22 protein-coding genes, 1 other RNA gene and 2 pseudogenes are annotated in these 25,615 nt (G+C 72.1%); 19 read left to right on the forward strand and 6 right to left on the reverse strand.

Annotated features, from left to right (window positions below; all coding sequences use genetic code 11):
* The 12 genes and pseudogenes from ACRDSK_RS11845 to ACRDSK_RS11900 all read left to right on the forward strand — a co-directional run.
* Positions 1-258: pseudogene (locus tag ACRDSK_RS11845) on the forward strand (Rv2231c family pyridoxal phosphate-dependent protein CobC); the annotation flags it as partial.
* Positions 255-1,058, forward strand: a complete 804-nt coding sequence (locus ACRDSK_RS11850) for a Nif3-like dinuclear metal center hexameric protein (RefSeq protein ID WP_431440371.1) — start codon at positions 255-257, stop codon at positions 1,056-1,058. The pseudogene ACRDSK_RS11845 and the gene ACRDSK_RS11850, both read left to right, overlap by 4 nt.
* Entirely contained in the window at positions 1,055-1,792 is a 738-nt protein-coding gene (locus ACRDSK_RS11855) for a zinc ribbon domain-containing protein (protein ID WP_431440373.1), read from the forward strand. The genes ACRDSK_RS11850 and ACRDSK_RS11855 overlap by 4 nt, the downstream gene beginning before the upstream one ends.
* The gene (locus ACRDSK_RS11860) at positions 1,789-2,931 is read left to right on the forward strand and encodes a bifunctional RNase H/acid phosphatase (RefSeq protein ID WP_431440375.1); all 1,143 of its coding nucleotides are present in this window, start codon (positions 1,789-1,791) and stop codon (positions 2,929-2,931) included. The genes ACRDSK_RS11855 and ACRDSK_RS11860 overlap by 4 nt, the downstream gene beginning before the upstream one ends.
* A 54-nt stretch (positions 2,932-2,985) precedes the next feature.
* Positions 2,986-3,402: RNase P RNA component class A (gene rnpB / locus ACRDSK_RS11865), an RNA gene on the forward strand.
* Positions 3,403-3,935: 533 nt separating this feature from the next.
* A complete protein-coding gene (locus ACRDSK_RS11870; RefSeq protein WP_431440377.1) occupies positions 3,936-4,205 on the forward strand; it encodes a hypothetical protein in 270 nt (89 codons plus the stop codon).
* 20 nt (positions 4,206-4,225) lie between these two features.
* Positions 4,226-4,738 carry a hypothetical protein gene (locus ACRDSK_RS11875; protein ID WP_431440379.1) on the forward strand — a complete coding sequence of 171 codons (513 nt, stop codon included), beginning with the start codon at positions 4,226-4,228 and terminating at the stop codon, positions 4,736-4,738.
* A 229-nt stretch (positions 4,739-4,967) separates the two neighbouring features.
* The gene (locus ACRDSK_RS11880; protein WP_431440410.1) at positions 4,968-7,910 is read left to right on the forward strand and encodes an ATP-binding protein; all 2,943 of its coding nucleotides are present in this window, start codon (positions 4,968-4,970) and stop codon (positions 7,908-7,910) included.
* Complete coding sequence (locus tag ACRDSK_RS11885) at positions 7,907-9,994, forward strand: magnesium transporter (RefSeq protein WP_431440380.1); 2,088 nt, start codon at positions 7,907-7,909, stop codon at positions 9,992-9,994. Before ACRDSK_RS11880 ends, ACRDSK_RS11885 begins: the two co-directional genes overlap by 4 nt.
* 73 nt (positions 9,995-10,067) lie before the next feature.
* Complete coding sequence (locus ACRDSK_RS11890) at positions 10,068-10,712, forward strand: hypothetical protein (RefSeq protein ID WP_431440381.1); 645 nt, start codon at positions 10,068-10,070, stop codon at positions 10,710-10,712.
* Positions 10,712-11,719: a C40 family peptidase gene (locus tag ACRDSK_RS11895; protein WP_431440383.1), complete on the forward strand. Its 1,008-nt coding sequence runs from the start codon at positions 10,712-10,714 to the stop codon at positions 11,717-11,719. The genes ACRDSK_RS11890 and ACRDSK_RS11895 overlap by 1 nt, the downstream gene beginning before the upstream one ends.
* Before the next feature lie 64 nt (positions 11,720-11,783).
* Positions 11,784-12,197, forward strand: a complete 414-nt coding sequence (locus ACRDSK_RS11900) for a hypothetical protein (protein WP_431440385.1) — start codon at positions 11,784-11,786, stop codon at positions 12,195-12,197.
* On the opposite strand, the gene ACRDSK_RS11905 is transcribed toward ACRDSK_RS11900, so the two are convergent.
* Entirely contained in the window at positions 12,194-12,913 is a 720-nt protein-coding gene (locus tag ACRDSK_RS11905) for a hypothetical protein (protein WP_431440386.1), read from the reverse strand. The two genes, ACRDSK_RS11900 and ACRDSK_RS11905, sit on opposite strands and share 4 nt — an antisense overlap.
* Positions 12,914-12,993: 80 nt before the next feature.
* Here ACRDSK_RS11905 and ACRDSK_RS11910 point away from each other — a divergent pair, with 80 nt between their 5' ends.
* The 4 genes from ACRDSK_RS11910 to ACRDSK_RS11925 are packed head-to-tail and all read left to right on the forward strand — an operon-like array spanning position 12,994 to position 16,289.
* Positions 12,994-14,400 carry an RNB domain-containing ribonuclease gene (locus ACRDSK_RS11910; RefSeq protein WP_431440388.1) on the forward strand — a complete coding sequence of 469 codons (1,407 nt, stop codon included), beginning with the start codon at positions 12,994-12,996 and terminating at the stop codon, positions 14,398-14,400.
* Positions 14,401-14,419: 19 nt separating this feature from the next.
* Positions 14,420-15,088 (forward strand): NADPH-dependent F420 reductase, encoded by a 669-nt coding sequence (gene npdG, locus ACRDSK_RS11915; RefSeq protein ID WP_431440390.1) that lies wholly within the window; start codon positions 14,420-14,422, stop codon positions 15,086-15,088.
* Positions 15,081-15,485 (forward strand): DUF4326 domain-containing protein, encoded by a 405-nt coding sequence (locus tag ACRDSK_RS11920; RefSeq protein WP_431440392.1) that lies wholly within the window; start codon positions 15,081-15,083, stop codon positions 15,483-15,485. Before npdG ends, ACRDSK_RS11920 begins: the two co-directional genes overlap by 8 nt.
* A 57-nt stretch (positions 15,486-15,542) precedes the next feature.
* Positions 15,543-16,289 (forward strand): helical backbone metal receptor, encoded by a 747-nt coding sequence (locus tag ACRDSK_RS11925; protein WP_431440411.1) that lies wholly within the window; start codon positions 15,543-15,545, stop codon positions 16,287-16,289.
* Here the strand turns inward: ACRDSK_RS11925 and pip are convergent.
* Positions 16,273-17,226, reverse strand: a complete 954-nt coding sequence (gene pip, locus ACRDSK_RS11930; protein WP_431440394.1) for a prolyl aminopeptidase — start codon at positions 17,224-17,226, stop codon at positions 16,273-16,275. The two genes, ACRDSK_RS11925 and pip, sit on opposite strands and share 17 nt — an antisense overlap.
* 33 nt (positions 17,227-17,259) lie before the next feature.
* Between pip and ACRDSK_RS11935 the strand changes: the two genes are divergently transcribed.
* Positions 17,260-18,195, forward strand: coding sequence for a glutathione S-transferase family protein (locus ACRDSK_RS11935; RefSeq protein ID WP_431440396.1), 936 nt, complete (start codon positions 17,260-17,262; stop codon positions 18,193-18,195).
* A gap of 254 nt (positions 18,196-18,449) precedes the next feature.
* Positions 18,450-18,788 (forward strand): annotated as a pseudogene (locus ACRDSK_RS11940) (SRPBCC family protein); the annotation flags it as partial.
* Here ACRDSK_RS11940 and ACRDSK_RS11945 read toward each other — a convergent pair.
* Complete coding sequence (locus ACRDSK_RS11945; RefSeq protein ID WP_431440397.1) at positions 18,769-19,371, reverse strand: dihydrofolate reductase family protein; 603 nt, start codon at positions 19,369-19,371, stop codon at positions 18,769-18,771. The pseudogene ACRDSK_RS11940 and the gene ACRDSK_RS11945 overlap by 20 nt on opposite strands.
* A gap of 123 nt (positions 19,372-19,494) precedes the next feature.
* On the reverse strand, positions 19,495-20,379 hold the full coding sequence (panB, locus tag ACRDSK_RS11950; protein WP_431440399.1) for a 3-methyl-2-oxobutanoate hydroxymethyltransferase: 885 nt from the start codon (positions 20,377-20,379) through the stop codon (positions 19,495-19,497).
* 391 nt (positions 20,380-20,770) lie between these two features.
* Here panB and ACRDSK_RS11955 point away from each other — a divergent pair, with 391 nt between their 5' ends.
* On the forward strand, positions 20,771-21,391 hold the full coding sequence (locus ACRDSK_RS11955; protein ID WP_431440401.1) for a DUF4232 domain-containing protein: 621 nt from the start codon (positions 20,771-20,773) through the stop codon (positions 21,389-21,391).
* Here ACRDSK_RS11955 and ACRDSK_RS11960 read toward each other — a convergent pair whose 3' ends face one another.
* Together ACRDSK_RS11960 and secA2 are read right to left on the reverse strand one after the other, a co-directional pair.
* Entirely contained in the window at positions 21,392-23,098 is a 1,707-nt protein-coding gene (locus ACRDSK_RS11960; protein WP_431440403.1) for an NAD+ synthase, read from the reverse strand. It lies immediately after the preceding gene.
* Between the two features lie 54 nt (positions 23,099-23,152).
* Positions 23,153-25,480 (reverse strand): accessory Sec system translocase SecA2, encoded by a 2,328-nt coding sequence (gene secA2, locus ACRDSK_RS11965; protein WP_431440413.1) that lies wholly within the window; start codon positions 25,478-25,480, stop codon positions 23,153-23,155.
* Positions 25,481-25,615: the final 135 nt, after the last annotated feature.

Here is a 25,615-nt window from a genome sequence, read left to right on the forward strand (position 1 = left end):
CACCTCGCCACCGCGCTCGCCGCGCTGCCCGGCGTCGAGGTCCACCAGCCGGCCGCGGCGCCGTTCCTGCTGCTGCGGGTGCGCGACGGCGCCCGGGTCCGCGAGGGCCTGCGCCGCCGCGGCATCGCCGTCCGCCGCGGCGACACGTTCCCCGGCCTGACCGGCGACCACCTCCGGGTGGCGGTCCGGGAACCCGCCCGCACCGCACTGCTGGTCGACGCGCTGCGGGCGGAGCTCACCGCGGAGGTCTCGACATGACGACGGTCAGGGACGTCGTCGAGGTTCTCGAGACCGCGTACCCGCCCGAACTGGCCGAGTCGTGGGACGCGGTCGGGCTCGTCTGCGGCGACCCGGCCGAGCGGGTGAGCCGCATCCTGGTCTGCGTCGACCCCGTCGAGTCCACTGTGGACGAGGCGCTGGAAGTGGACGCGGAGCTGGTCGTCGCACACCACCCGCTGCTGCTGCGTGGCGTGCACGGCGTGCCGGCGAGCACGCCGAAGGGCGGCCTCGTGCACCGGCTCGTTCGCGGTGGCGCGGCCCTGTTCTGCGCGCACACCAACGCCGACTCCGCCGAGCCCGGGGTCTCCGACGCCCTCGCCGAAGCGCTCGGGCTCACCCCCGTCGGCCCGCTGGCGCCCAACCCGGACGGCCGGACCGGCATCGGGCGGATCGCCGAGCTGCCCGACGCCGAGCCGTTCGAGACGTTCGTCAAGCGGGTCGCGGCCGCGTTGCCGGCCACCGCGGGCGGCGTGCGCGCCGCCGGCGACCCGAAGCGTCCGATCAGGACAGTCGCGGTCTCGGGTGGCGCGGGCGACGGCTACCTCGACGCCGCCACCCGCGCGGGCGTGGACGCCTTCGTCACCGCCGACCTGCGCCACCACCCGGCGAGCGAGCATCTGGCCGCGCCGGACGTGCCCGCGCTCGTCGACGTCTCGCACTGGGCGAGCGAGTGGCCGTGGTGCGAGCAGGCGGCGGCGATCCTGCGTGACGTGCTCGGCGGTACGGTCGAGGTCATCGTGTCGACTCGACGCACCGATCCGTGGAGGTTCTCAGGGTGAAAGCCGATCCCGCTGTGCAGCGCCGCCTCCTCGAGCTCGCCGACGTGGACGCCGAGCTGGGCCGGGTCGAGCACCGGCGCCGCACGCTGCCCGAGCTCGCCGAGGTCGCCGAGGCCGAGAAGGCGGTGCAGGCCAAACGGGACGCCCAGGTCGCCGGCGACACCACGCTCGCCGACGTGGACCGCGAGGTGCGCCGGCAGGAGAAGGAGATCGACGCCGTGCGCGCCCGCGAGGACCGCGACCGCGGGCTGCTCGCCGGCGGCACGGTGTCCGCGAAGCAGATGACCGACCTCGAGCACGAGCTGGAGACGCTGCAGCGCCGGCAGAGCACGCTCGAGGACGACCTGCTCGAGCTGATGGAGCGGCGCGAGGCGCTCGAGATGGACAGCAAGCACGCCGGCGTCGAGCTCGCGAAGGCCGAGGAGGCGCTGGCCGACGCTAACCGACGGCGCGACGAGGTTCTCGCCGACCTCGAGACCACGCAGGCCCGCCGCGACGCCGAGCGGGTCGAGCTGGTGCCGCGGTTCCCGGAGCCGCTGCTGGGCCTCTACGAGCGGGTGCGCAAGAACAAGGGCATCGGCGCCGCGCTGCTGCGGGCCCGCCGCTGCGGCGCGTGCCGCATCGAGCTGGACCGCAGCGCGATCTCCCGGATCGCCGGCTCGGCCGCCGACGAGGTGCTCACCTGCGAGGAGTGCGGGGCGATCATGGTGCGGACGCCGGAGTCGGGCCTGTGAAGGTCGGCGGGAAGGTCATCGTCGAGGCCGACGGCGGGTCCCGCGGCAACCCCGGGCCCGCCGGGTACGGCGCGGTGGTTCGCGACGCGCCCACCGGCGACGTGCTGGTCGAACGGGCCGAGGGCATCGGGGTCGCGACCAACAACGTCGCCGAGTACCAGGGCCTGCTCGCCGGGCTGCGTGCGGCCGCCGAGCTGGGCGCGGACGAGGTCCACGTGCGGATGGACTCCAAGCTCGTTGTCGAGCAGATGTCCGGCCGGTGGAAGATCAAGCACGCCGCCCTGCAGCCGATCGCGCTGGAGGCGCAGAAAATCGCCCGCGGCTTTACAACGATTCGGTACGAGTGGATTCCCCGGGCCCGCAACTCCCATGCCGACCGCCTTGCCAACGAGGCAATGGACGCCCAGGCCGGCAAGCCACCGAAGGAAGCGCCGGGAAAAGCTGAGCGGGCGCAGCGGCCCGCACCCGCCACCGGCTGGACCGGCGCCACCGGCACGCCGACCCGGTTGCTGCTGGTGCGGCACGGGCAGACCGAGCTGTCGATCGAGCGCCGCTACTCCGGCCGCGGCGAGGTGCCGCTGACCGAGCTGGGGCAGCGGCAGGCCAAGGCCGTGGCCGACCGGGTCGCCGGCATGATCGAGCCGGGCACCCGGATCGTCTCCTCGCCGCTGGGCCGGGCCCGACAGACCGCGGCGGCGATCGCCGAGGCCACGGGCGGCCCGGTCGAGGTGGCCGAAGGCTTGGTGGAGACCGACTTCGGCGCGTGGGAGCGGCTGACGTTCGCCCAGGCCTCGGCGCGCGACCCGAAGCTGCACGGCCGCTGGCTCGCCGACCCCGCGCTGCCCGCCCCGGACGGCGAGAGCTTCGACGTGGTCCATCGCCGGGTGCGCCGGGTGCGCGACGACCTGGTCGCCCGGATCGGTGGCGGGACCGCGGTCGTGGTCAGCCATGTCACGCCGATCAAGTCGCTGCTGCGGATGGGCCTCGACGCCGGTCCGTCGCTGCTGTACCGCCTGCACCTGGACCTGGCGTCGCTCTCGATCGTGGAGTTCTTCCCGGACGGCCACGCGTCCGTCCGCCTGGTGAACGACACCTCTCATCTGGCAGACCCTGTTTCGAAGCTCAACTCGTGGCGGTAGGAACCGGGTGGAAACTTCGAAACAGGGTCTGGCATGAGATCCTGTGCCCGCGGACGAGTCGGCAGGGCGGTCGCGGCGGGGAAACTCGTCGAGGAAAGTCCGGACTCCTCAGGGCAGGGTGGTTGCTAACGGCAACCCGGGGCGACCCGCGGGACAGTGCCACAGAGAACAGACCGCCTGGTGCGACCTGTCGGTGCCTCTGGTGCCGGCGGGCCACGCCAGGTAAGGGTGAAACGGTGGTGTAAGAGACCACCAGCACCCCGGGTGACCGGGGTGGCTCGGTAAACCCCACCCGGAGCAAGGCCAAGAGGGAGACCTTCGGGACTCCTGCGCAGGCGCACGAGGGCTGCCCGCCCGAGCCTGCGGGTAGGCCGCACGAGCCTGTCGGTGACGGCGGGCCCAGATGGATGATCGCCCACCGGCGCCCCCGGGCGCCGTGGACAGAATCCGGCTTACATGTCGGCTCGTCCGCCCGCTACGGTTGCGCCCATCGGGTGGTCATGCGGGGAACCCCGATGGTCACGCTCCGGTCACGGCGATGTGAGTGTAGGCCGGATGGCGGCCTGAACAGGGCCGTTCGGCTCAGCGAGTACTACATCCGGCCAGGCCTCGACAGCGTCCGGGCGAGCCGTTCTCACGGCGTTGTCACGAAGAAGCCACGTTCCGTACACGTCGGCCGTGCGGGTGGCTTGGCTCACGTCTTGACTTACGACGGCCCGCACCTACGGTGATGGACGGCCCGCATCCGAGTGAAAGTACCAGGCTATCGAGCCAATAAAGGCTCGTGATCGCCTTGTTCACTTCATCATGGAGTGTGGTCTGATGGCACCCGGTCAGCCGTCGAGGAGAAGCCAGGACACGACGTGGGACATACGGAGAGGGTTCTTGCCGCTACACATCGTGTGCTCTACTGATTGTTGAACAAACAGCCGAACGAACAGCAGAAGATGACCGGCCGCGGGGTGCCCTCGACCGAACCCGCTCCGCGCATTTGGGAGTAAGACATGATCGCCATGACCACTCTTCAGCTCGCCCAGGAAGGCCAGTTGGGCACCGGAGGGGTCCGCGACTGGATCCTCGACAACCTCATCCCGCTCCTGCTGCTCGTCGTCGCGCTCCTCCTGCTGTGGCTGGGCGGCGGCAAGGGCGACAACGCCGGCGTGATGCGCCGCCTGGGCGGTGTCATCGTCGCGCTCGCGATCATCGGACTGGCGGTGACGACGGACGCCGGGCAGAACATCGGCACCTGGATCGCCGGCCTGTTCACCGGCTGAGTCACGAGTAGGGACTTCGCGTGCGCATTCGTACTGACGACGAGGTGTACCGCGTCGATGCGGTGTGGCTCGGTCCGCCAAAGGCCACGATGCCGTGGCGCGCCCGCTATGTGGCGTGGGGCGTCGGCGTCTTCGTGTTCCTCATCGTGCTGACCGTCGAGCGGCGGATGGGCATCTCCCTGTTCTGGTCGGTCGCCTGGGGCATCGTGGCCACGATCGTGATCACCCGGCTGATCTGCTCTCGCATCAGCCACGAACGACCGCTCACCTCGGTGACCGCGATGTGGGTCCGCGAGCTCACCGCCCCCCGCGAGGCGACCGCCGGCGAGGGCGGCGCGGTGAGCGCGACCCGGGTCCGGATCCGCGTCGAGCGGCCTCGACCCAAGCCACGCGTCAAGCGTGGCAGCCGGCCCCGCCCGAGCGCGAAGGCCCGGCACCGGACAGTACGGCACCAGACAGTACGGACAGGCAAGACGAAGTCGGCCCGGAGGAAGGAGGTTCGCGGTGTTCGGAAAGCGAAAGCGCGGGCCTGAGCGGGCCGCGCAGAATCCGGCGCAGCATCCCGCGCACAGTCAGGGACAGCCCCCGTCGGGACCGTTACCGCAGGGCCGGCCGGGCTACCGCCCGCGTCACGCGGCGCAGGGTGACCCGCCCGCGCCGCCCCCGCCGCCACCGACCAAGATCGTCGCGCGGGATGGCGCCTACCCGGCCCAGTACCGGCCCGCGGTCGCACCCGGCCGCAACGGAAAGCGCAACCGACGTCTGCCAGGGGAGCAGTCCATTCCCACGTATACGCCGACCATCGCCGCCCGGAGCATCGACGGTCATCTGCTGCGCAACGGACACGACGTGTTCGCGTGGTACCGGCTTGCCCCGCAGCGCTGGTCGTTCCGTTCCGACTCGCAGCGCCAGGACCTGGTCGCGGCCATCGCCGGGCAGTACGCCGAGCTGGCCGGTCGCTGGCTGCACCTGCGCGTCACGACGCGGCCGTACCCGATCCGCATGTGGGCCGAGGCGCACGTGCACAACGCGGTCAACCGGTTGCCCGACGCGCAGGGCGCGCTGTCCTTCGACGACTACCTGATCGGCGAGCAGCAGCAGCTGCTGGGCCGGTCGATGGCGGAGAAGGAGGTCTACCTCGGCGTCCAGGTGCAGACCAGGAACATGGTCGACCGGGCCGTCGAGCGGGCCGCCCCGCTGCTGCGCAAGATCTTCCCGACCGCGGTCGACGCCGAGCTGCTCGCGCTGGACTCCGAGGTGGAGCACCTCGACCAGGTCATCGGCTCCGCGGGGCTGGAGGGCCGGCCGGTGACGGCCGAGGAGATGTCCTGGCTGATGCACCGCTCGTGCTCGCTGGGCCTGCCCGCGCCGCGCAACCTGCCGGCCGTGCCCGGCGCCGCCTGGGAGCCGGAGGACCTGGCGTCGTTCACCGACGCGGCCGACTTCCACCAGGACCCGTACGCGCCGACCGTCACCGTGCGCGGCCGCACCGGCTCGAACGCCGGCATGACCCGCCACGTCGCCGTGTTGACCGTCGGTCAGATGCACGGTCTGCAGATTCCCGAGATCGACGACCCGTGGGTGCAGCACTCCGACCGGCTCGCCGCGTCCGTGGAGTGGTCCGCGCGGATCTACGTGCGCCGCCCGGAGGAGGTCTCCGGCGAGCTGGGCCGGCAGATGAACAAGGTCCGCTCGCAGGTTCGCCACTACACCGAGGAACACGAGCTCGAGCCGCCGCAGTCGCTGGCCCGGCAGGCGTCCCGGGTGCTGGAGATCGACGACGAGATGACGTCGGGCTTCACCGCGCTCGCCACCCGGGTGCGCTCGTGGTGGCGGCTCGCGGTGTCCGGCCCGACCGAGCGCGACGCGCTGCGGCTGGCCCAGCAGCTGCTGGAGCTGTACAAGCCGAAGGTCGCGATCGAGCACCCGGAGTCTCAGTACGCGCTGGCCCGCGAGTTCATCCCCGGCGAGTCCCTCGCGTCCTCGGCCTACCTGCGTCGCGGCTCGGTGGTGTGGGCGGCGGCCTCCGTGCCGACCGCGACCGCGGAGGTCGGCGACCGGCGCGGCATCCTGCTCGGCGAGACCTGCACGGCGACCCGCCGGCCGGTGGCCTGGGACCCGTGGATGGCCCAGGAGATCCGCGACGGCTCCGGCCTGACCGCGATGGTCGCCGGGCTCGGTGGCGGCAAGTCGTTCCTCGGTGGCGGCATCGTCTACAAGACGCTGCGCTCCGGGGCGCACTGGACGATCCTCGACCCGTCCGGCCCGCTGTCGCGGCTGTGCGACCTGCCCGAGCTGCGCCCGTACGCGCGGCCGATCAACCTGCTCAACGCCCAGCCCGGCATCCTCAACCCCTACCGCGTGGTGGCCGAGCCGCAGTTCGACCACTTCGTCGAGGAGGAGGACCCGGAGCGGGCGTGGCGCCGGGAGAAGGCGCTGGCCGCGGCCACCCGCCGCCGGCTCGTGCTCGACGTGCTCTCCGGCCTGCTGCCCTACGACGTGGCCCGCATGCCGCAGACCCGGATCGTGCTGCTGCGCGCGGTGCGGATGGTCGGCGGACGCCAGGACGCGGACCCGAGCCTGGTGTTCGAAGCACTGCGTCGCGACGCGTCCGAGCACCACGAGCACGCGGTCGTGGTGGCCGACTTCCTCGACGAGATGCGTGAGCGCATGCAGCTGCTCATCCCGGAGGAGGACGCCGACCCGTACCACGAGACGCGCGACGACCGGCTCACCGTGCTCACGATGGCCGGCCTGACGCTGCCCAAGGACGGCGTGGGCCGCGAGCACTGGACCGACGCCGAGGCGTTGGGTGTGGAGATGCTCAACCTGGCCGCGTGGCTGACCCAGCGGTCCATCTACGAGCGGCCCAAGGACCTGCGCAAGGGTGTCTGGATCGACGAGGCGTTCTTCCTCTCCGAGGTGCCGACCGGCCGGGTGCTGATGAACCGGTTCGCCCGCGACTCTCGCAAGTGGAACGTCCGCGTGCTGCTGAGCTCGCAGATCCCGGCGGACTTCCTGCGCATCCAGGGATTCGTGTCGCTGTTGGACTCCGTGTTCGTCGGCCGCCTGGACGACGAGTCCGCACAGGCCGACGCGCTGCGGCTGCTGAAGGTGCCGATCGGCGCGGGCTACGAGCAGGTGATCGCGAGCCTGGGCCGCCGGCCCGGCGCGCACCGCGACACCGAGCGGGACACCTCGCCGCGCCAGTTCATCTTCGGCGACGGCGCGGGCGGCGTCGAGCGCATCAGAATCGATCTGTCCGGGCCACATCTGGATCACGTGCGCACCGCGATGGACACCACGCCGGACGCGCTGCGCGAGAGCACCCCCGGTGCGGTCGCCGCGGCGGACCAGCATGCCCCGACCCTGCCCGACGACGACGACCCGAACCCGCCGCGCGACGGCAGCGTCGACGACGAGAGCGAGTACGGCGTCGCCGAGCACGACGAGTTCGAGATCGCCGCCGACTTCGAGCTCGGCCTCACCGACGAGGACGTGCCGGCCGACCACGTCGAGCCGGGCACAGAGCCGGCCACCGAGTCGGGCACCGCGCCGGCCAACGGCCAGGAGGAGAACGGTCGGGGCGAGGGGAGCGGCAAGTCGCACCCCGTCGACCAGCGCGGCAACGGCTCCGGCGGCGGCACGAGCCCGGACGGCGGCAAGGCCCAGGCGGGCAAACGGGGACGAGTGGACGCGGCATGATCACGATCCTGGTGGTGGTGGCCGCCGCGCTGATTCTCACGGCGCGGCGGCGGCGCAGACATTCCGCCACCCGGGTCCGCTCTTCCAGAGGGGCGGCGCTGCTCGTCGTCTCCGCCCTGCTCGGCCTCAGCACGCTGATCGGCACGCCCGCGATGGCCCAGCCGGCCGACGACACCAGCTGCGCGCCGTTTCCCGAGCGCCCCGGTGCCGGCATGGCCGGCGCGGTCGACCCGCCGCAGGGCAACGGCCTGCGCGGCGGCGAGAACAGCGGGGTGCCCTACACCGACAAGAAGTTCCCCAACAGCCCGTACCGCGACCACGGCTACGCGGGCATGATCTGGCACGTCTACGACCCGAACTGCAACGAGCCGCTGACGCTGTCCAACCCCAGCACCACGATCGACACCTGGGCTGGCAACGAGCTGTTCAACATCGGCAAGAACATCGTCGCCGCGACGAACTCGCTGCACTACACGCTCTCTCAGGGCGGCGTGCTCGGCGGGCTCAACCAGCAGATCGGGCAGGCCGCGGACGCGATCTTCGACAACGTCTTCGTGCAGCTGTTCAGCATCTTCATGCTGATCCTCGCGATCGCGATGTTCCGCCAGATCTGGCGCGGCGACCTCGCCGCGGTCAGCAGGCGCACGCTGTGGGCGTTCGGCGGCATGTGGCTCGCCGCCTCGAGCCTCGTGCTGGTCAGCAACTACGACGCGGTCGACCGGCTGATCGTGGACACCACCACCGGCATCCAGAACGGGTTCGAGGACCCGAACCGCGACGACGTGCAGCAGCACGTGCTGCCCACCGAGCTGCACAACCGGGTCGTCTACGAGAACTGGCTGCGCGGTGAGTTCGGCAAGCCGGACGACCCCAAGGCGCTCGAGTTCGGCCGACCGCTGCTCGCCGCGCAGGCCTGGACCCGTGACGACCTGGTGTCCGGCCGGGACGGCAACGACCAGGCCGAGGCGGCCAAGCGCGCGGAGTACCAGCGGATCTACAACGAGCTCGGCGCCGCGCAGGGCTACTTCACCGGCACCGAGGGCAGCCGCACCGGCGCCGGGTTCCTCGGGTTCTTCCAGGGGATCGTGTACTCGCTGTTCCAGTTCCTCGCCAAGCTCGCGGTGCTGCTGGCCCAGCTCCTGCTGCGGATCTTCACGCTCGCCGCGCCGGTGATCGGCCTGGTCGCGCTGCTCCACCACGACATCCTGCGCAAGGTCGGCCGCGCGGTCGGCGCGGTCGTGCTGAACGTGCTGATCCTGGCCGTACTGGCCGGCATCCACTTCCGCTTCCTGCAGATGATCTTCGGCCCGGACGTGCGGCTGTCGATGCTCACCCAGATGCTGCTGGCCGGCATCGTCACGCTGGTGTTCCTCATGGTCGGCCGGCCGTTCAAGCGCATGTGGCAGATGGTGGAGCTGTCCGTCGGCGCGGCCGGCGCCTCGGTGCCCACCGCGGGCGGGCTCTTCTCCCGGTTCCGCCGCCGCAAGGGCACGCCGGCCGAGCGCGGTCCGCAGGACGAGTTCTGGGACCAGCTGCGCGACGAGGAGCTGGCCGGCGACACCGTCGCCACCACCGGCGGCCGGATGCGCCGGCCGCGACCGGAGGCCACCGGACCGGTCGCCGCGACCGCCGAGCGGCTCGACACCCGGCGGAGCCTGCCGGGCAACCGGCTCGCCATCGAGGGCGCCGACGCGTCACCGGCCCTGCTGTCGACCGGAGTGCCCGAGCGGCAAGGCCCGACGGCGGCGCTGCCGAGCAGTCGGACCAGCCGGCTCGTCGACACCGCGCCGGTCACCGACCGCGGCTGGGACCGCAACGCGGACTGGGGCGAGGACGCCGTCGTGGTGCCGTCCCAGGTCGGCGGCCGCCGCGGCGAGGCGGCCGGCCGGTTCGAGTCCGCCGCGGTGCCCCCACGCCAGAGCGGACCGCGGCCGGCCGACGTGGAGATGGTCGCGGGCCGCCCGGTGCACGTGGTGTACCGGCCGTCGCGCGGGCTGGAGGTGCGCGAGCCGGCGCCACGTCGGGCACCTCGCCAGATGCCGCTGCGCGACGGGCCGCGGGACACGGACTCGGTGGTGACGTGATGAGTCCTGTTCGAAACACTCCGGAACGGTTCCCTCGGTGGCGACGGGGACCTGTTTTGAACAGGACTCAGTGATGCCGATCCGAACCAACCGCGGCCGCGCCGCGGTGTACCGGAAGCTCTGGGGCTGGCCGATGCGCTCGCCCGCCCACCTCGTCGGCGTCGTGCTCGTGGTCGGCGCGGTCGTGCTCACGATCGGCATAGTCGTCCCGCAGCTCACCGGGTCCGGTGACGGGCGCTCCGGCGCGGCGGCCGAGACCACCGACAGCACGAGCGGCACGCCGGGCGACACCGGCGGCGCCGAGCCGGACACGAGCGACGGCGAGCTGCCCACACCCGGGACCGGCGGCGCCACGAGCGACCTGCCGACCCGGCTGCCCTCGCCGCCGCAGAAGCCGACCTCCGCGCCGCCCGCGGACGAAGCGCTGAAGGTGGCCGAGGCGTGGGGCAAGGCCTGGGTCGACCATCCGCAGGGCACGACGAGCGAGAAGTGGCTGAGCGGGCTGCGGCGGTACACCACCGAGGAGTACATGGTCGAGCTGGCGACCGTGGACCCGGGGAACATCCCGGCCACCAAGGTCACCGGGCGACCGGTGCCCAAGGAGTCCTTCACCAGCTCGGTGACGGCCAACCTGCCGACCGACGGCGGCACCATCGCGATCACGGTCATCGACACTCCGCAGGGCTGGCGGGTGGCCTACTACGAGCAGGTGGCGTGATGAAGTCCGCGCTGGTGGTCGGCGGCCTGGTGACGGTGGTGACCGTCGCCGTCGTCGGTGTCAGCGCGGTGACCACCGTGATCAGCGAGGACCAGGCCGCGGACCAGGCGCGCCGGGCGGGCCAGACGTGCAACGCCATGCTGGGGCCGATCACCAGCGGGCCGGCCGGCAGCGGCGCGGCCGACGCGGCCGGGCTCACCGAGGAGCAGCGCGGCAACGTCGGGATGATCATCTCGATCGGCAAGAAGCGCAAGCTGCCGCCGCGTGCCTGGCAGGTGGCCATCCAGGCCGGCATGACCGAGTCCGGCCTGCGCAGCCTCAACTACGGCGACCGCGACTCGCTGGGCATCTTCCAGATGCGCCCGTCGATGGGCTGGGGCACGCCCGAGCAGGTCACCGATCCGGACTACGCGATCAACAAGTTCTACGACGTGCTGGCGGAGGTGCCGAACTGGGACCAGCAGCGCCCCGGCGAGTCCGCCCAGGACGTCGAGCGGTCCGCGTTCCCGGACCGGTACCACAAGTGGGAGCCGATGGCCGCCCACCTGATCGGCAACGTCGGCCTGGTCTCCGACCCGACCGGCTGCGGCGAGGGAACCGGGCGGCTGCTGCCGGCGCCCACCAAGCAGGCGGGCAACGCGGTCAAGTTCGCGTTGAACCAGCGGGGCAAGCCGTACCAGTGGGGTGCGCTGACCACGCACCAGAACTCCTACGACTGCTCGAGCCTGATGCTGCAGGCATACCGGTCCGCCGGCGTCACACTTCCGAGGGTTTCTCGCCAGCAGTACCAGGCGGGCGCGATGCTCCCGGTGAAGCAGGCACAACCCGGTGACCTGCTGTTCTGGGCCTACGACGAGAGCAATCCGGCGACCATCCACCACGTTGCCATGTATCTCGGGGACGGCAAGATCGTGGAGGCACAACAGACCGGCGTGCCCGTGCACATCCGGCCGGTGAGCTTCACGGAGAACGAGTTGGTGGCCCAGGCCGTACGGCCGGGCGTCTAGACGTTTGGGGGTCGCGATGACCATGTACCCGCCGCCAGTCGGCAGACCCGTTTCGGCTACCCCGGTGCACGACTACCTGGCCGCCGGCCCACATCCCGGCGTGCCGGACGGGTACGTGGTGCTGCCGAAGGGTTTGGTCGAGTCGATGCCGCTGCCGTGGCAGCAAGCGATGGTCCAGATCCTCGCCGAGTTCCATCAGGCGTACGGGCACCTCGACTGGCCGGAGTACCGGGTGGTGCCCTCGCGGCGCGAGAAGCTGGTGAACCTCGACGAGGAGCAGCTGGCCGAGGTCGGCTTCCTGGTGGAGATCGACGTCGACGGCGAGCTGGTGTACCGCGAGCGCACCGGCAAGCGGATCGAGAACCCGGAGGACACGGAGGTCCTGGTGTCCTGCCTGGACCCGATCCCGTCCCAGCACTCCAACGCGAACGAGGACACCCCGCCACGCGGATTTCCCGCGCAGCAGTCCTGGCGCTAGACGCCGCCGCTCCGCAGGCGTGGGGCCTGTGCGGCGAGCATGTCCAGCTGGGCGCGCACCTGCACGAAGTTGGAGTCCTCGCGCAGGTCGAGCGCGATCGCGGCCGCCCGCTCGGTGGTCTCCGCGAACGACTCCTTCGCCGTCCGCAGCCGGTTCAGCACCTGGTACACGGTCTCGCCCGGTGCCGTCCCCTCGGTCGGCTCCAGGCTCTCGCCGAGCCGCGCCAGCCGCAGGGCCTCGACCAGCTCGGCGTCCAGGGTCAGGCCGATGTCGGCCAGCCAATCCCGGCCGGGTCCGTTCGGGACCGTGGCCACGACCTCGTGATAGGTGGCGACCGACCGCGCGCACGCATCGTAGAACCGCGCCCAGCGCCCGAGGGGACGCAGCTCGTGCTCCAGGATCGCGGCCTGCGCCGAGGCCAACCGGGCGGTTCGGCGTTCGGTCGCCGACGAGCCGAGCGGCCGCTGCCGCGCGGCGGACTGGGCCATCAGGCCGGCACCCGCACCGAGCCCGGCACCGATCGGGATCAGCGCGATGAGCAGACCGGCGAGGGAGGCCACGGGGTCGGACGTCGCGATCAGGACCGCTACGAACATCATCAGGACCGTGCCGGCCGCGGCGCCGATCCGCCAGCCGGCCAGCGCGAACGCCTGTATCACCGGGCCGCCCCGATCGGCCGCCCGCGGGCGCCGGTCGTCCTGGCCCTGCGGCGTCATCGCGCACCTCCATAGGTTGGACGCGTGTCCGGCCGCGTGGTTCGGCCGCTGTCGGTCCGCAACGTTTAGGGTTCGGACCCATGGTGGTCAGAACCGAGCGCGCGGGGGTCGACTTCGACCGAATTCGCGCCGAGTTCGGCTTGCCCGCGGCGTTCCCCGCGCCGGTGCTCGAGGAGGCCGAGCGCGCGGTGGCCGCCGGCGTGGTGGCCGAAGGTCGGCAGGATGCCACCGACCTGCCGCTCGTCACCATCGATCCGCCCGGAGCGAAGGACCTCGACCAGGCGATGCTCGTCGAGCGGCGCCCCGGCGGGTTCCGGGTGCACTACGCGATCGCCGACCTCGGCGCGTTCGTCACGCCCGGCGGCGCGCTCGACCGCGAGGTCCGCCGCCGCGGGCAGACGCTCTACCTGCCCGACGGCAACGTGCCGCTGCACCCCACCGTGCTCAGCGAGGGTGCGGCGAGCCTGCTGCCCGGCCAGGTCCGCCCGGCCGCCCTGTGGACCCTCGACTGTGCCGCCGACGGCGCGCTGACCGGTGCCGACGTGCGGCGAGCGCTGGTCCGCTCGGTCGCCCGGTTCGACTACGACACCGTGCAGGCGGCGCTCGCCGCCGGCACCCCGCACCCTTCGCTCGCCGAGCTGCCCGACCTCGGCCGGCTGCGCCGCGAGCGCGCGGTCCGCCGCGGCGCGGTCGAGCTGGCACTGCCGGACCAGGAGGTCGAGCCGGACGGGCAGGGCGGCTGGCGGCTCGTGCTCCGCCCGCGCACCGAGGTCGACGCGTGGAACGCGGAGATCTCGCTGCTCACCGGCCGGGCGGCGGCGCGGCTCATGCTCGACGCCGGCGTCGGCGTGCTGCGCACGCTGCCCGCCGCGCAGAACGGCGCGGTCCGCTGGCTGCGCCGCTCGGCCCGTTCGCTGGGCATCGACTGGCCGAAGGGCACCGACGCCGCCGAGCTGCTCGCCGGCCTCGACCCGAACCAGCCGGAGGCGCTGGCGCTGTACATGGACGCCACCCGGCTGCTGCGCGGCGCGGCGTACACGGTCTTCGACGGCACCGAGCCCGAGCTCGCCACGCACGCCGGGATCGCGGCGTCCTACGCGCACGTCACCGCGCCGCTGCGCCGGCTCGTCGACCGGTTCGCCACCGAGATCTGCCTCGCCGTGTCCGCCGGCGAGCCGGTCGCCGACTGGGTGCGTGCGGCCCTGCCCGAGCTGCCGGGGCTGATGGAGGGCTCCGACACGCTGGCCGGCCGGGTCGACAAGGCGTGCCTGGACCAGGTCGAGGCGTGGGTGCTCGGCGACCGGATCGGCCACGAGTTCGACGCGATCGTGCTGCGCGCGGACGGCGGTGCGGCCGACGTGTTCCTGACCACTCCGCCGGTCATCGCCAAGTGCGCGGGGGACGATCTCCCGGAAGGCGACACGGTCAGGGTGCGGCTGGTCCACGCGGACGCGGAGGCCCGGAAGGTGGCCTTCGAGCGTGTCTGAGGCGTCTCGAGGAGGACTGTTGACCGACGTGACAGAGCTGACCGTGGGCGTGTTCGGTGGCACCGGGCCGCAGGGGCGGGGGTTGGCGCTGCGCTGGGCCCGCGCGGGCATCGAGGTGGTGCTGGGCTCGCGGAGCGCCGAGCGCGGTGAGGCCACGGCCGCCGAGGTGCGCGAGCAGGCGGGCGTCGAACGGTGCCGCGGGCTGGAGAACGCCGCCGCGGCCGCGGCGGCCGACGTGGTCCTGGTCGCGGTGCCCTGGGAGGGTCACGCGGCGCTGCTGGAGTCGGTGCGCGACCAGCTGGTCGGCAAGATCGTGATCGACTGCGTCAACCCGCTGGGCTTCGACAAGCAGGGCCCGTACGCGCTGCCGGTCGAGGAGGGCAGTGCGGCGCAGCAGGCGGAGAAGCTGCTGCCGGAGTCGCGGGTGACGGCGGCGTTCCACCACGTCTCGGCGGTGCACCTGACGGACCTGTCGATGACTTCCATGGGGACCGATGTCCTCGTCCTGGGCGACGACCGCGAGGCGACGGACGTCGTCCGCGCTCTCGCTGACGCGATCCCGGGCATGCGCGGCGTCTACGGTGGCCGGCTGCGCAACGCGCACCAGGTGGAGGCGTTCACCGCGAACCTGATCGCGATCAACCGGCGGTACAAGGCGCACGCCGGCATCCGCGTCACGGATGTTTGAGTCACTGCCCCCAGGCGCCCACACCTGGACCGAGGACGAACGCGAGCTGGCGGAGGTGGTACTCGGCGGCGAGACGATCGTGGTCAACGTCCGCAAGGGCGGCCCGCACAAGCATCTCGTGCCGTGGCTGGCGGAAGCGGGCCTGCTCACGTACGTAGGCAGAGCCGGCCGCCGCCACACCTGGCCCGGCTCGGACTGGGGCAACCCGTTCGTCGGCCTGCGCGGCAACCGGGAGGAGATGGTCCGCCGCTACCGGTCGTGGCTCCCGAGCCGGACTGTCCTCATGCGACGGCTGAGCGAGGGTGAGCTGACCGGTCGGGCGCTGGGCTGCTGGTGCGCCCCAGAACCCTGCCACGCCGACATCTTGGCCGAGTACGCGGAGAGCGCGGGCCGTTGACGGACGTACGGTGTGGGTCGTGACCGTCGACCTGCTCGGCGACAGGGGAGAACGTTGATCATCGACGACCTCGGGGAGCCCGTGCCGCTCACCGACCAGCCGCGCACGGTCGTGAGCCTCGTTCCCTCGCTGACCGATGCCATCGAGGCCACGAGTCCCGGGCTGGTCGTCGGCGCCACCGACTACTGCACCCATCCGCCCACCCTCGACGTGCCGCGAGTCGGCGGCTCCAAGTACCCGCGCGTCGACGACGTCCTGGCCCTGCGCCCGGACCTCGTCGTCGCCAACGCGGAGGAGAACCGGCCCGAGGACGTGGAGCGCATCCGCGCGGACGGCATCCCGGTGTGGGTCACCGCAGCCGCGGCGACCGTGCCCGAGGGACTCGGCTCGGTCCGTCGGCTCCTCACCCAAGGCCTGGCGGCACCCGAGCCGGCATGGCTCGTCGAGGCCGAGGACCTGTGGCGCGACGTGCGGCCCACGAACGCGACCGCGATCGTCCCGGTGTGGCGCCGGCCCTGGGTCGTCCTGGGGCGGGACACCTTCGCCGGCGACGTCCTGCTGCGCCTCGGCGTCGCCAACGCCTACGCCGACGACCCGGACCGCTACCCCCGCCCCACGCTGGATGCCTTGCACGCCAAGGAGTTCGACCTCGTGGTCCTGCCGGACGAACCTTACGAGTTCACCGCTGACGACGGGCCCGAGTCCTTTCCGGACACTCGCTACGCGCTGGTCTCCGGCCGCCACCTCACCTGGTGCGGCCCCTCCCTGGTCGAGGCGCACGCGGCGCTCACGGCAGCTCTCTGAACTCGTCCGTCGCCTCCAGCAGGGCGTCCAGCACGCCCCGGTCGGTGACCGCGTGGCCGGCCTCCGGCAGCATCAGCAACGTCGAGTCCGGCCACGCCCGATGCAGCTCCCACGCGGTCACCGGCGGGCACACCGCGTCGTAGCGGCCCTGCACGATCCGGCCCGGGATGCCGGCGAGCTTGCCCGCGTCGCGCACCAGCTGGTCGGGCTCGAGCCAGCCGCCGTGGGTGAAGTAGTGCAGCGCGATCCTCGCGAACGGCACCGCGAACTCGGGGTCCGCGTACGTCGCCACCAGGCCCGGGTTCGGGGTCAGCGAGACCGCCGCGCCCTCCCAGTTGCTCCACGCCGCCGCGGCCCGCGCGCGGACGTCCGGGTCGGGGTCGTGGACCAACCGGTGGTACCCGGCCAACGGATCACCGGACGGCACCAACGAGGCGAAGGAAGCCCACGCCTCCGGGAACAGGTTCCCCGCCCCGCCCCGGTACATCCAGTCCAGCTCCCGTTCGCGCAGCAGGAACACCCCGCGCAGCACGATCTCGCTCACCCGCTCCGGGTGGGTCTGCGCGTACGCCATCGCGAGAGTCGCGCCCCATGAGCCGCCGAACAGCTGCCAGCGCTCGATCCCCAGATGCTCGCGCAGCACCTCCATGTCGGCGACCAGGTGCCACGTCGTGTTGGCCGACAGGTCCGCGTCCGGCGACACCACCGACGGGGTACTGCGTCCGCTGCCACGCTGGTCGAACAGCACGATCCGGTACGCCGCCGGGTCGAACAGCCGGCGCTGCAGCGGGGTGCAGCCGCTGCCGGGGCCGCCGTGCAGGAACACCACCGGCCGCCCGGCCGGGTTCCCGCTGACCTCCCAATGGATCCGGTGCCCGTCGCCGACGTCGAGCATGCCCTCGTCGTGCGGCTCGACCGGCGGGTAGAGGAAGCGCATGCGCACAGTCTCGCTGAGACATATGGTCGGGTCATGGCGACCGTGCGGTTCGGCGGGGAAACCCCGACGCGGGGCGAGTTCGTGCGGCAGGCGAACCGGTTCACAGACCGGATCACCGCGGACGGCTCGTCGGGCTGGCGGGCCGAGCCCGGCCGGTACCGGCTGGTCGTGAGCCTGGCCTGCCCGTGGGCGCACCGCTCGATCATCGTGCGGCGGCTGCTCAGGCTCGAGGGCGCGATCTCGCTCGCCGTGGTGGACCCGATCCGGGACGAGAAGGGCTGGCGGTTCACCCTCGACGAGGGCGGCCGCGACCCGGTGCTGGGCATCGAGTACCTGTCCGAGGCCTACCTCGCGACCGACCCGGGGTTCGAGGGCCGGTTCACCGTCCCCGCGATCGTGGACGTCGAGTCCGGCAAGGTCGTCACCAACGACTACCCGCGGATCACGCTGGACCTGTCCACCGAGTGGCGCGATCACCAGAGCCCCGACGCGCCCGACCTGTACCCAGAGGCCCTGCGCGAGGAGATCGACGCGGTCGTCGAGCCGATCTTCCGCAACGTCAACAACGGCGTCTACCGGGCCGGGTTCGCGAGCAGCCAGGAAGCCTACGACGAGGCCTTCGACGCGTTGTTCGCCGAGCTCGACCGGCTGACGCAGCGACTGGCGAACCAGCGCTACCTGGTCGGCGACCGGATCACCGAGGCCGACATCCGCCTGTTCACCACGCTCGTCCGCTTCGACGCCGTCTACCACGGCCACTTCAAGTGCAACCGGCACAAGCTGACCGAGCTGCCCGTGCTGTGGGCTTACGCGCGCGACCTGTACCAGACCCCGGGCTTCGGCGAGACGGTCGACTTCGACCACATCAAGCGCCACTACTACGCCACGCACGAGCGGATCAACCCGACGCTCATCGTGCCGCGCGGCCCGGACCTGGCCACCTGGTCCGAGCCGCACGGCCGTGCCTGACAGTCCAGCTAGCCGCCCGATGGTCTCGCGGTCGACCCGCCTTGACCGGCCGGCGGGCCGCTGTTGAAGTCGGGACATGACCTCCAGCGAACCGCTCGCCACCGGTGCGGTGACGATCGACGCCACGCCGGACGAGGTGTACCGGCTCGTCAGTGACCCCACGGTGATGGTCGACTTCGCCGAGGTGGTGGTGCCGCGTCCGCTGGCGCGGCGCCACCACCTCGGCGGCCGTCGGCGCGCGGTTCGCCGGCAGCAACCGCAACGGCTGGCGCCGGTGGACCACCTGGTGCCGGGTCACCGAGGCGGAGCCGGGCCGCCGGTTCGCCTACGAGGTCGCGACCCCGTTCAAGGTGCCGATCTCCCGCTGGGAGTACGACCTGCGGCCCGACGGCGCCGGCTGCCGGGTCACCGAGACCAGCTGGCTGCGCGTGCCGCGGTGGTTCGTGCCGATCGCCATCTGGATCACCGGCGAGCCGGACCGCGCCGGCACGAACGCCGCCAACATCGCCACGACCCTGCGCCGCCTCAAGGCGCACGTCGAGTCGCACGTCGAGTCGCGCGTCGAAACCGGGGCTAGAACGAGCCGTACGTGACCTCGCCGGCCCGGCGGTAGCGGCAGATCACCACGCCCGAGGACGTCGTCCGCGACTCGGCCAGCTCGAACGCGGCCGGCGTGGCGCCCTCCGCGAACAGCTTCTTCCCGGTGCCCAGCACCACGGGGAAGATCATCAGCGACAGCTCGTCCACCAGGTCGTGCTGGAGCAGGGTCTGGATGAGGTCGCCGCTGCCCATCACGTGGATCTCGCCGCCCTCCTGCTCGCGCAGCTTCGCGACCGCGCCGGGCACGTCGGGCCCGAGCAGCGTGGAGTTCTGCCACTCCACCGCGGTCAGCGTGCGCGAGGCCACGTACTTCGGCAACGTGTTGAGCGGCTTCGCCACGTCGATCTCCTCGTGGTGTGGCCAGTAGCCGGCGAAGATCTCGTAGGTCTTGCGGCCGAGCAACAGGCCCGAGATCCGCGCGAAGCCCTCGCCGACGTACTCGCCGCACTCCTCGTCGAACAGCGGGGCCTGCCAGCCGCCGTGGGGGAAGCCGTCCTCCTTGTCCTCCTCCGGCCCGCCGGGGGCCTGCAGGACGCCGTCGATGGTCAGGAAGCTGTCGACCACGATCTTGCTCATCGTTCTCTCCTTCGGTTCGGACTGGTCCTGCCCACTCGTCGACCGGCTCGTCGGCGGATCGACAAGTCCCCGAAAAAGAAATCGGCCGCCCCGGCGAAGCGGGGCGGCCGACGGTGTCGAGACTCAGTGGAAGACGTGCTCCGGCGCGGGGAACTCGCCGCCCCGGACCTCGGCGGCGAACTGCTCGACCGCGCCCCGCATCACGCCCGCGAGGTCCGCGTAGCGCTTGACGAACCGCGGCGCCTTGCCCTGGCGCAGGCCCATCATGTCCTGCCAGACCAGCACCTGCGCGTCGCAGTCCGGGCCGGCGCCGATGCCGATCGTGGGGACCCGCAGCTCGTGCGTGATCCGCTTCGCCACCTCGGCCGGCACCATCTCCATGACCACCGAGAACGCTCCGGCCTCCTGCAACGCGTGCGCGTCCGCGACCAGGTCGTCGCCCGCGTCGCCGCGGCCCTGCACCCGGTAGCCGCCGAGGTTGTGCTCGCTCTGCGGGGTGAACCCGATGTGGCCCATCACCGGCACGCCGGCGGTGGTGATGGCCTTGACGTGCGGCGCGAACGCCCGCCCGCCCTCGAGCTTCACCGCGTGCGCGCGGCCCTCCTTCATCATCCGGACCGACGTCTCGAGCGCCTGCTCCGGCGAGAGCTGGTAGGAGCCGAACGGCAGGTCGGCGACGACGAGGGCGCGCTTGACCGAGCGGGTCACCGCGCGGACCAGCGGCACCATCTCTTCCACGGTGACCGGCAGCGAGGACTCGTAGCCGTAGACGTTGTTCGACGCGGAGTCGCCGACCAGCAGCACCGGGATCCCGGCCTCGTCGAACAGCTCGGCGGTGTACATGTCGTAGGCGGTGAGCATGGGCCACGGCTCGCCGCGCTCCTTGAGCTCCCGCAGATGGTGGATGCGCACCCGCTTCGCCGGCTTCGGCGCGGCGCTCGGGCCGGTGCCGTACGGGGCCGCCACCTCGCCGCCGCGATCCGCGGCAGGGGGAAGTGCTGACGTCATTGTCTACCGTCCTTCCCTCGAGGCCCGCGTACACGGGTCCCCGGGTATTCGTGGATGGCTTACGAATCAAGAGTCGCACCAACTCGTCGTGTATACAGCGCGCTGCGACGAGCTTCACACGGCCGCGCGACACCCGCTCGTGCCAGAGCCCAGCACCGATCCAGCCTGCGTACATGCCGGAGCTGACCTCGCTCGTCTGGCTGAGCACGCCGGACGAGTACGAGAACCCCGACGGCTCCCGTTTCGTCCTGATCGTCACCTGACCTGGCCGTTGTTTTCGGCGTGCAGCCGGTTTGACCGCCTGTGCACCCGCGCCCACGGTGGGCAACGATCCCGCGGCCCGGCCGTCCTACGGGGCGGAGGAACACCACAGGGACCGAGGGAGTCGCAGATGAACGTCAACGCACGAATCACGGCAACGGTGTTGTTCGCGGCGGGTGCCGCGGCCCTGCTCACGGGTTGCGACCCGGAGGCGGCCGGGCAGGCCGCGCCGACCGCCACCGAGACGGTCACCGCGGGGGACGAGCCGGCCGAGCAGCCGGGGGAGACGGCGGCGCCGGCCGAGCCCGCGGACGGCGGCCCGGCGCGGTGCACCGCGGACGACGTCTCGCCGGAGCTGGCCGAGGGGGCCTTCTCGCCGGAGATGTGGAGCACCGCCGTGGTCTTGACGAACGTCAGCGGCGCCGAGTGCCGGATCGAGGGCGTCGGCGACATCACGTTCATCGCGCCCAGCGGCGACCCGTACGACATCGCCCAGGAGACGGCCGGCGGCGACGGGCCGGTCGACCTGGTGATCATCGGCCCCGACGAGCAGGCGTCGATGTACGTGAACTACCCGTCCCCGGAGTCCGGCATTCGGGAGGACTGCTCGGGACCGATCTCCGCGCAGGTCACGCTGCCCTCGGACGACCGCCCGCTGGAGGTCGAACCGCCGGCGGCGATGGAGGAGATGCCGGCGCTGTGCGACGGGCCGATCTCGGTCAGCCCCTTCACGCGCGGTGGCTTCGAGTAGCTACTTGCCCTCGCGCCAGCCGTTGGTGATCGGCAGGCGGCGGTCCCGCCCGAACGCCTTGAAGGTGATCTTGGTGCCGGGCGGGTACTGCCGCCGCTTGTACTCCGCCTTGTCGACCATCCGCAGCACCCGATCCACCAGCTCCGGCGCGAAGCCCGCGGCCAGCAGGTCGGAGTACCCGCGGTCGCCCTCGACGTAGTCGTCCAGGACGCGGTCGAGCAGCTCGTAGTCGGGCAGTGAGTCGGTGTCGATCTGGCCGGGCCGCAGCTCCGCGGACGGCGGCTTGGTGATCGAGCTCTCCGGGATCGGCGCGCCCGGGCCGGTCTCGTTGCGCCACCGGGCCAGCTCCCAGACCAGCGTCTTGGGCACGTCCTTGATCGGCGCGAACCCGCCGACCGCGTCGCCGTAGATCGTCGAGTAGCCGACGGCCAGCTCGGTCTTGTTGCCGGTCGCCAGCACCAGGTGGCCGTGCTGGTTGGACAGCCCCATCAGCGTCACCCCGCGGCAGCGGGCCTGCACGTTCTCCTCGGCGAGCCCGGTGAGCCCGAGCTGCGCGGTGAACACCGCGACCATGTCGGCGATCGGCTGCACCTGGTAGTGCAGGCCGGCCCGCTCGGCGAGGTCCAGCGCGTCGGAGCGGGAGTGCTCGGACGAGAAGACCGACGGCATCGACACGCCGTGCACCGCGTCCGCGCCGAGCGCGTCGACCGCGAGCGCCGCGCACACCGCGGAGTCGATGCCGCCGGACAGGCCGAGCACGACCGAGCGGAAGCCGTTCTTGTACACGTAGTCCCGCAGCCCCAGGACCAGCGCCGACCACACCTCGGCGAGCTCGGGCAGCGGCTGGGCCGGGGCCGGCGCGGCCACCGGCTCGTAGGCCGGCAGCGGGTCGGCGTGCAGGGTCCGCCGGGTCACGGTGAACTCGCCGACGCGGCCTTCGGTCCGCGCGGCGCCCCCGGGCAGGTCGAGGTCGAGCACGGCCAGGTGCTCGACGAACTGCGGCGCGCGGACCAGCAGCGACCCGTCGGCCGCGACGGCCATCGAGTCGCCGTCGAAGACCAGGTCGTCCTGTCCGCCGACCAGGTTCACGTATGCCAGCGGGGCGCCGGCCTCCGCGGCGCGCCGGGCCACGAGCGGCAGCCGGACGTCGTCCTTGTCGCGCTCGTACGGCGAGGCGTTGGGGGCCACTACGACGTCGACGCCCGCCTCGCCGAGCGCGGAGATCGGGCCGCCCTCCTGCCAGATGTCCTCACAGATCACCAGGCCGACCTCGAGGCCGTGGACGCGCAGGACGTCCAGCGTCTGGCCGGGCTTGAAGTAGCGCTGCTCGTCGAAGACGCCGTAGTTGGGCAGGTGGTGCTTGAACTGCCGGGCGACGACCGAGCCGCCGTGCAGCACCGCGACCGCGTCCCGCGGGCCGACCTCGTCGCGGTCGAGGTAGCCGACCACCGCGGCGACATCCCCGCAGCCGGCCTGGTCGAGCTGGCCGGCGAGCGTGGTCAGCGCCTGCTTCGCGGCCGCCGCGAACGACTCCCGCAGGGCGAGGTCCTCGACGGGGTAGCCGGTGAGCACCATCTCGGGGAAGACCACCAGGTGCGCGCCCGCGTCCCGCGCCCGCCCGGCCCACTCGACCACCAGCGCGGCGTTCCCGTCGAGATCCCCGACGGTGGCGTTGACCTGCGCCATCGCGATGCGAAGTTGTGCCATGTCATCATCCTCGCACAGTTTTCGCCCCGCAGACGAAAAGCGTGAGCGACGCCCTTACCGCCGCGCGCCGCCGCGGACCTTCTTGATCATGGTGCGCACCCGCTGCAGGGCCTGTTCCGCGTCGGTGTCGAACGGGTTGTCGTGGACCATGTACGTCCACGTCGCCGAGGGCCGGCGCAGGCCCTGCGCGTCGAGGTTCGCGCCCTCGGCCGTGATCTCCACCTTCTCGAGGGTCTTCGCCGCGCGTTCGGCGATCTCGTCGGAGATCTTGCGGAACTCCGGGATCGCGGTGCGGTGGAACTCGTCGATCGGCGTTTCCTTCGCGAGCGCGCGCAGGTGGATCGACTCGCGCACGTCGGCGAGGAAGGCCAGGTGCTCGGTCCACCGCTCGTCGAGGTGGTACAGCAGGATCTGCCGCGCCGCCCGTTCCAGCGTCTCGTCGTCGTGGGAGTCCGTCAGCGACTCCCAGCGCTCGCCGGCCAACGCCGCCAGCTCCGTCGCCGCGAGGTCGGTGCGCAGCAGGTCGTCGCGGTACTCCAGCAGCACCTTGCGCTGGTGCTCGATCAGCCGCGTGTAGCGCCACGTGTTGCGGTGGATCTCCAGCTGCACGCCCTCGGCCACCTTCTGCGCGTGGTCGACGAACCGCTGCGTCGTCGGGTCGGCCAGCAGGCCCTCGTCGTCGGGCTTGTCGCCCGCGGTGGCGTCCGGCGCGTACTGCACGACCTGGTCGTCGCCGAGCGAGGAGAACATGACCGACCCACCCGGGTCGCCCTGCCGGCCCGACCGGCCGCGCAGCTGGTCGTCGAGCCGGGACGACTGGTAGCGCCCGGTGCCGATCACCAGCAGCCCGCCCAGGTCGGCGACCTTGTCGTGGTCGCCGGGGTTCGCCTTGCCGCCGAGCCGGATGTCGGTGCCGCGCCCGGCCATCTGCGTGGACACGGTGACCGCGCCGTACGCGCCGGCCTCGGCCACGATCGCGGCCTCCTGCGCGTCGTTCTTCGCGTTGAGCACCACGCTCTGCACGTCGGCCTCGGCGAGCATCTTCGCGAGCCGCTCCGACTCCGCCACGTCCCGCGTGCCGATCAGGATCGGCCGCCCGGTGGCGTGCGTCTCGGCGATCTCCGCGACGATCGCCTTCTCCCGGTTCTCCACGGTGTCGTAGAGCCGGTCGGCCTCGTCCTCGCGCACGCACGGCTTGTTCGGCGGGATCACCGCGACCCGCAGGTCGTAGAACTCGCGTAGCTGCTCGGCGACGGCGGACGCGGTGCCGGTCATCCCGCACACGGTCTTGTATCGGCTGATCAGGCCCTGCACGCTGATCGAGTCGAGGACCTCGCCGCTCTCCGTCGGCGACAGCCGCTCCTTGGCCTCGACCGCCGCCTGCAGCCCGTCGGGCCAGCGCTGCCGCAGTGCGATCCGGCCGCGCGAGGAGTTGATCAGGTGGACCTTTCCGTCTCGGACGATGTAGTCGACGTCGCGTTCGAGCAGCGCGTGGGCGTGCAGCGCGGCGTTGACCGCGGCGAGCCGGTCGCCGTGCTCGCCGGAGTACAGGTCGAGCCCGCCGAGCGCCTTCTCCACGATCTTCGCGCCGCGTGTGGTCAGCCAGGCGTTGCGGCCGTCCTCGTCGCGCTCGTAGTGCGCGCCGGGCCGCAGCGTCCGGACGATCTTGGCGACCTCCGGGTCGGTCTGCGCGTCGTCCGACGAGCCGGCGAGCACGAGCGGCACCTTGGCCTCGTCGATGAGCACCGAGTCGGCCTCGTCGACCAGTACCACGTCCGGCTCGCGGCCGACCATCTCGGCGACGTCGGTGCAGAGCCGGTCGCGCAGCACGTCGAAGCCGATCTCGCTGACCGAGCCGTAGGTGACGTCCGCCGCGTAGGCCGCGCGCCGCTCCTCGGACGTGGAGGTCTGGCCGACCGAGCCGACGCTGACCCCGAGCAGCTCGTAGACCGGGGCCATCCACTCCGCGTCGCGCCGGGCCAGGTAGTCGTTCACCGACATCACGTGCACCGGCCGGCCCTGCAGCGCGTACCCGGCCGCGGCGATCGCGCCCGCGAGCGTCTTGCCCTCACCGGTCGCCATCTGCACGACGTGGCCGGCGAGCAGCTCCATCGCACCGAGCAGCTGCACGTCGTACGGTCGCTCGTCGAGCGCGCGGCGAGCCGCCTCGCGGCTGAGCGCGCACAGCTCGGCCAGCTCCTTCTCGCCGAACGAGTCCTTCTCCCGCAGCTCCGTCGCCGCCTCGGCGAGCTCGGCGTCGGTCAGCTTCTCGACCTTCGCCTCTCGCCATTCGACCGACTTGAGCAGCTCCTGGTAACGGGAGATGTCGACGGTGGCCGGACGATCCAGGAACCGGCTGAACCGGCTCTTGACGCGCCGCATGAACGCCGCCACCCGACGCTCACCTCCTCGCTCCTGATGTCGTTCGCCCTGAACGGTAACGGTGGAGCCGGTCTGATTGGTTCCACCTCGACCCAACAGCCTATTCACACCCCGATGGGAGGATCGGCCAGTGAC

Origin of the sequence: Actinophytocola sp., from assembly GCF_050699915.1 — a bacterium.
Lineage (GTDB): Bacteria > Actinomycetota > Actinomycetes > Mycobacteriales > Pseudonocardiaceae > Actinophytocola.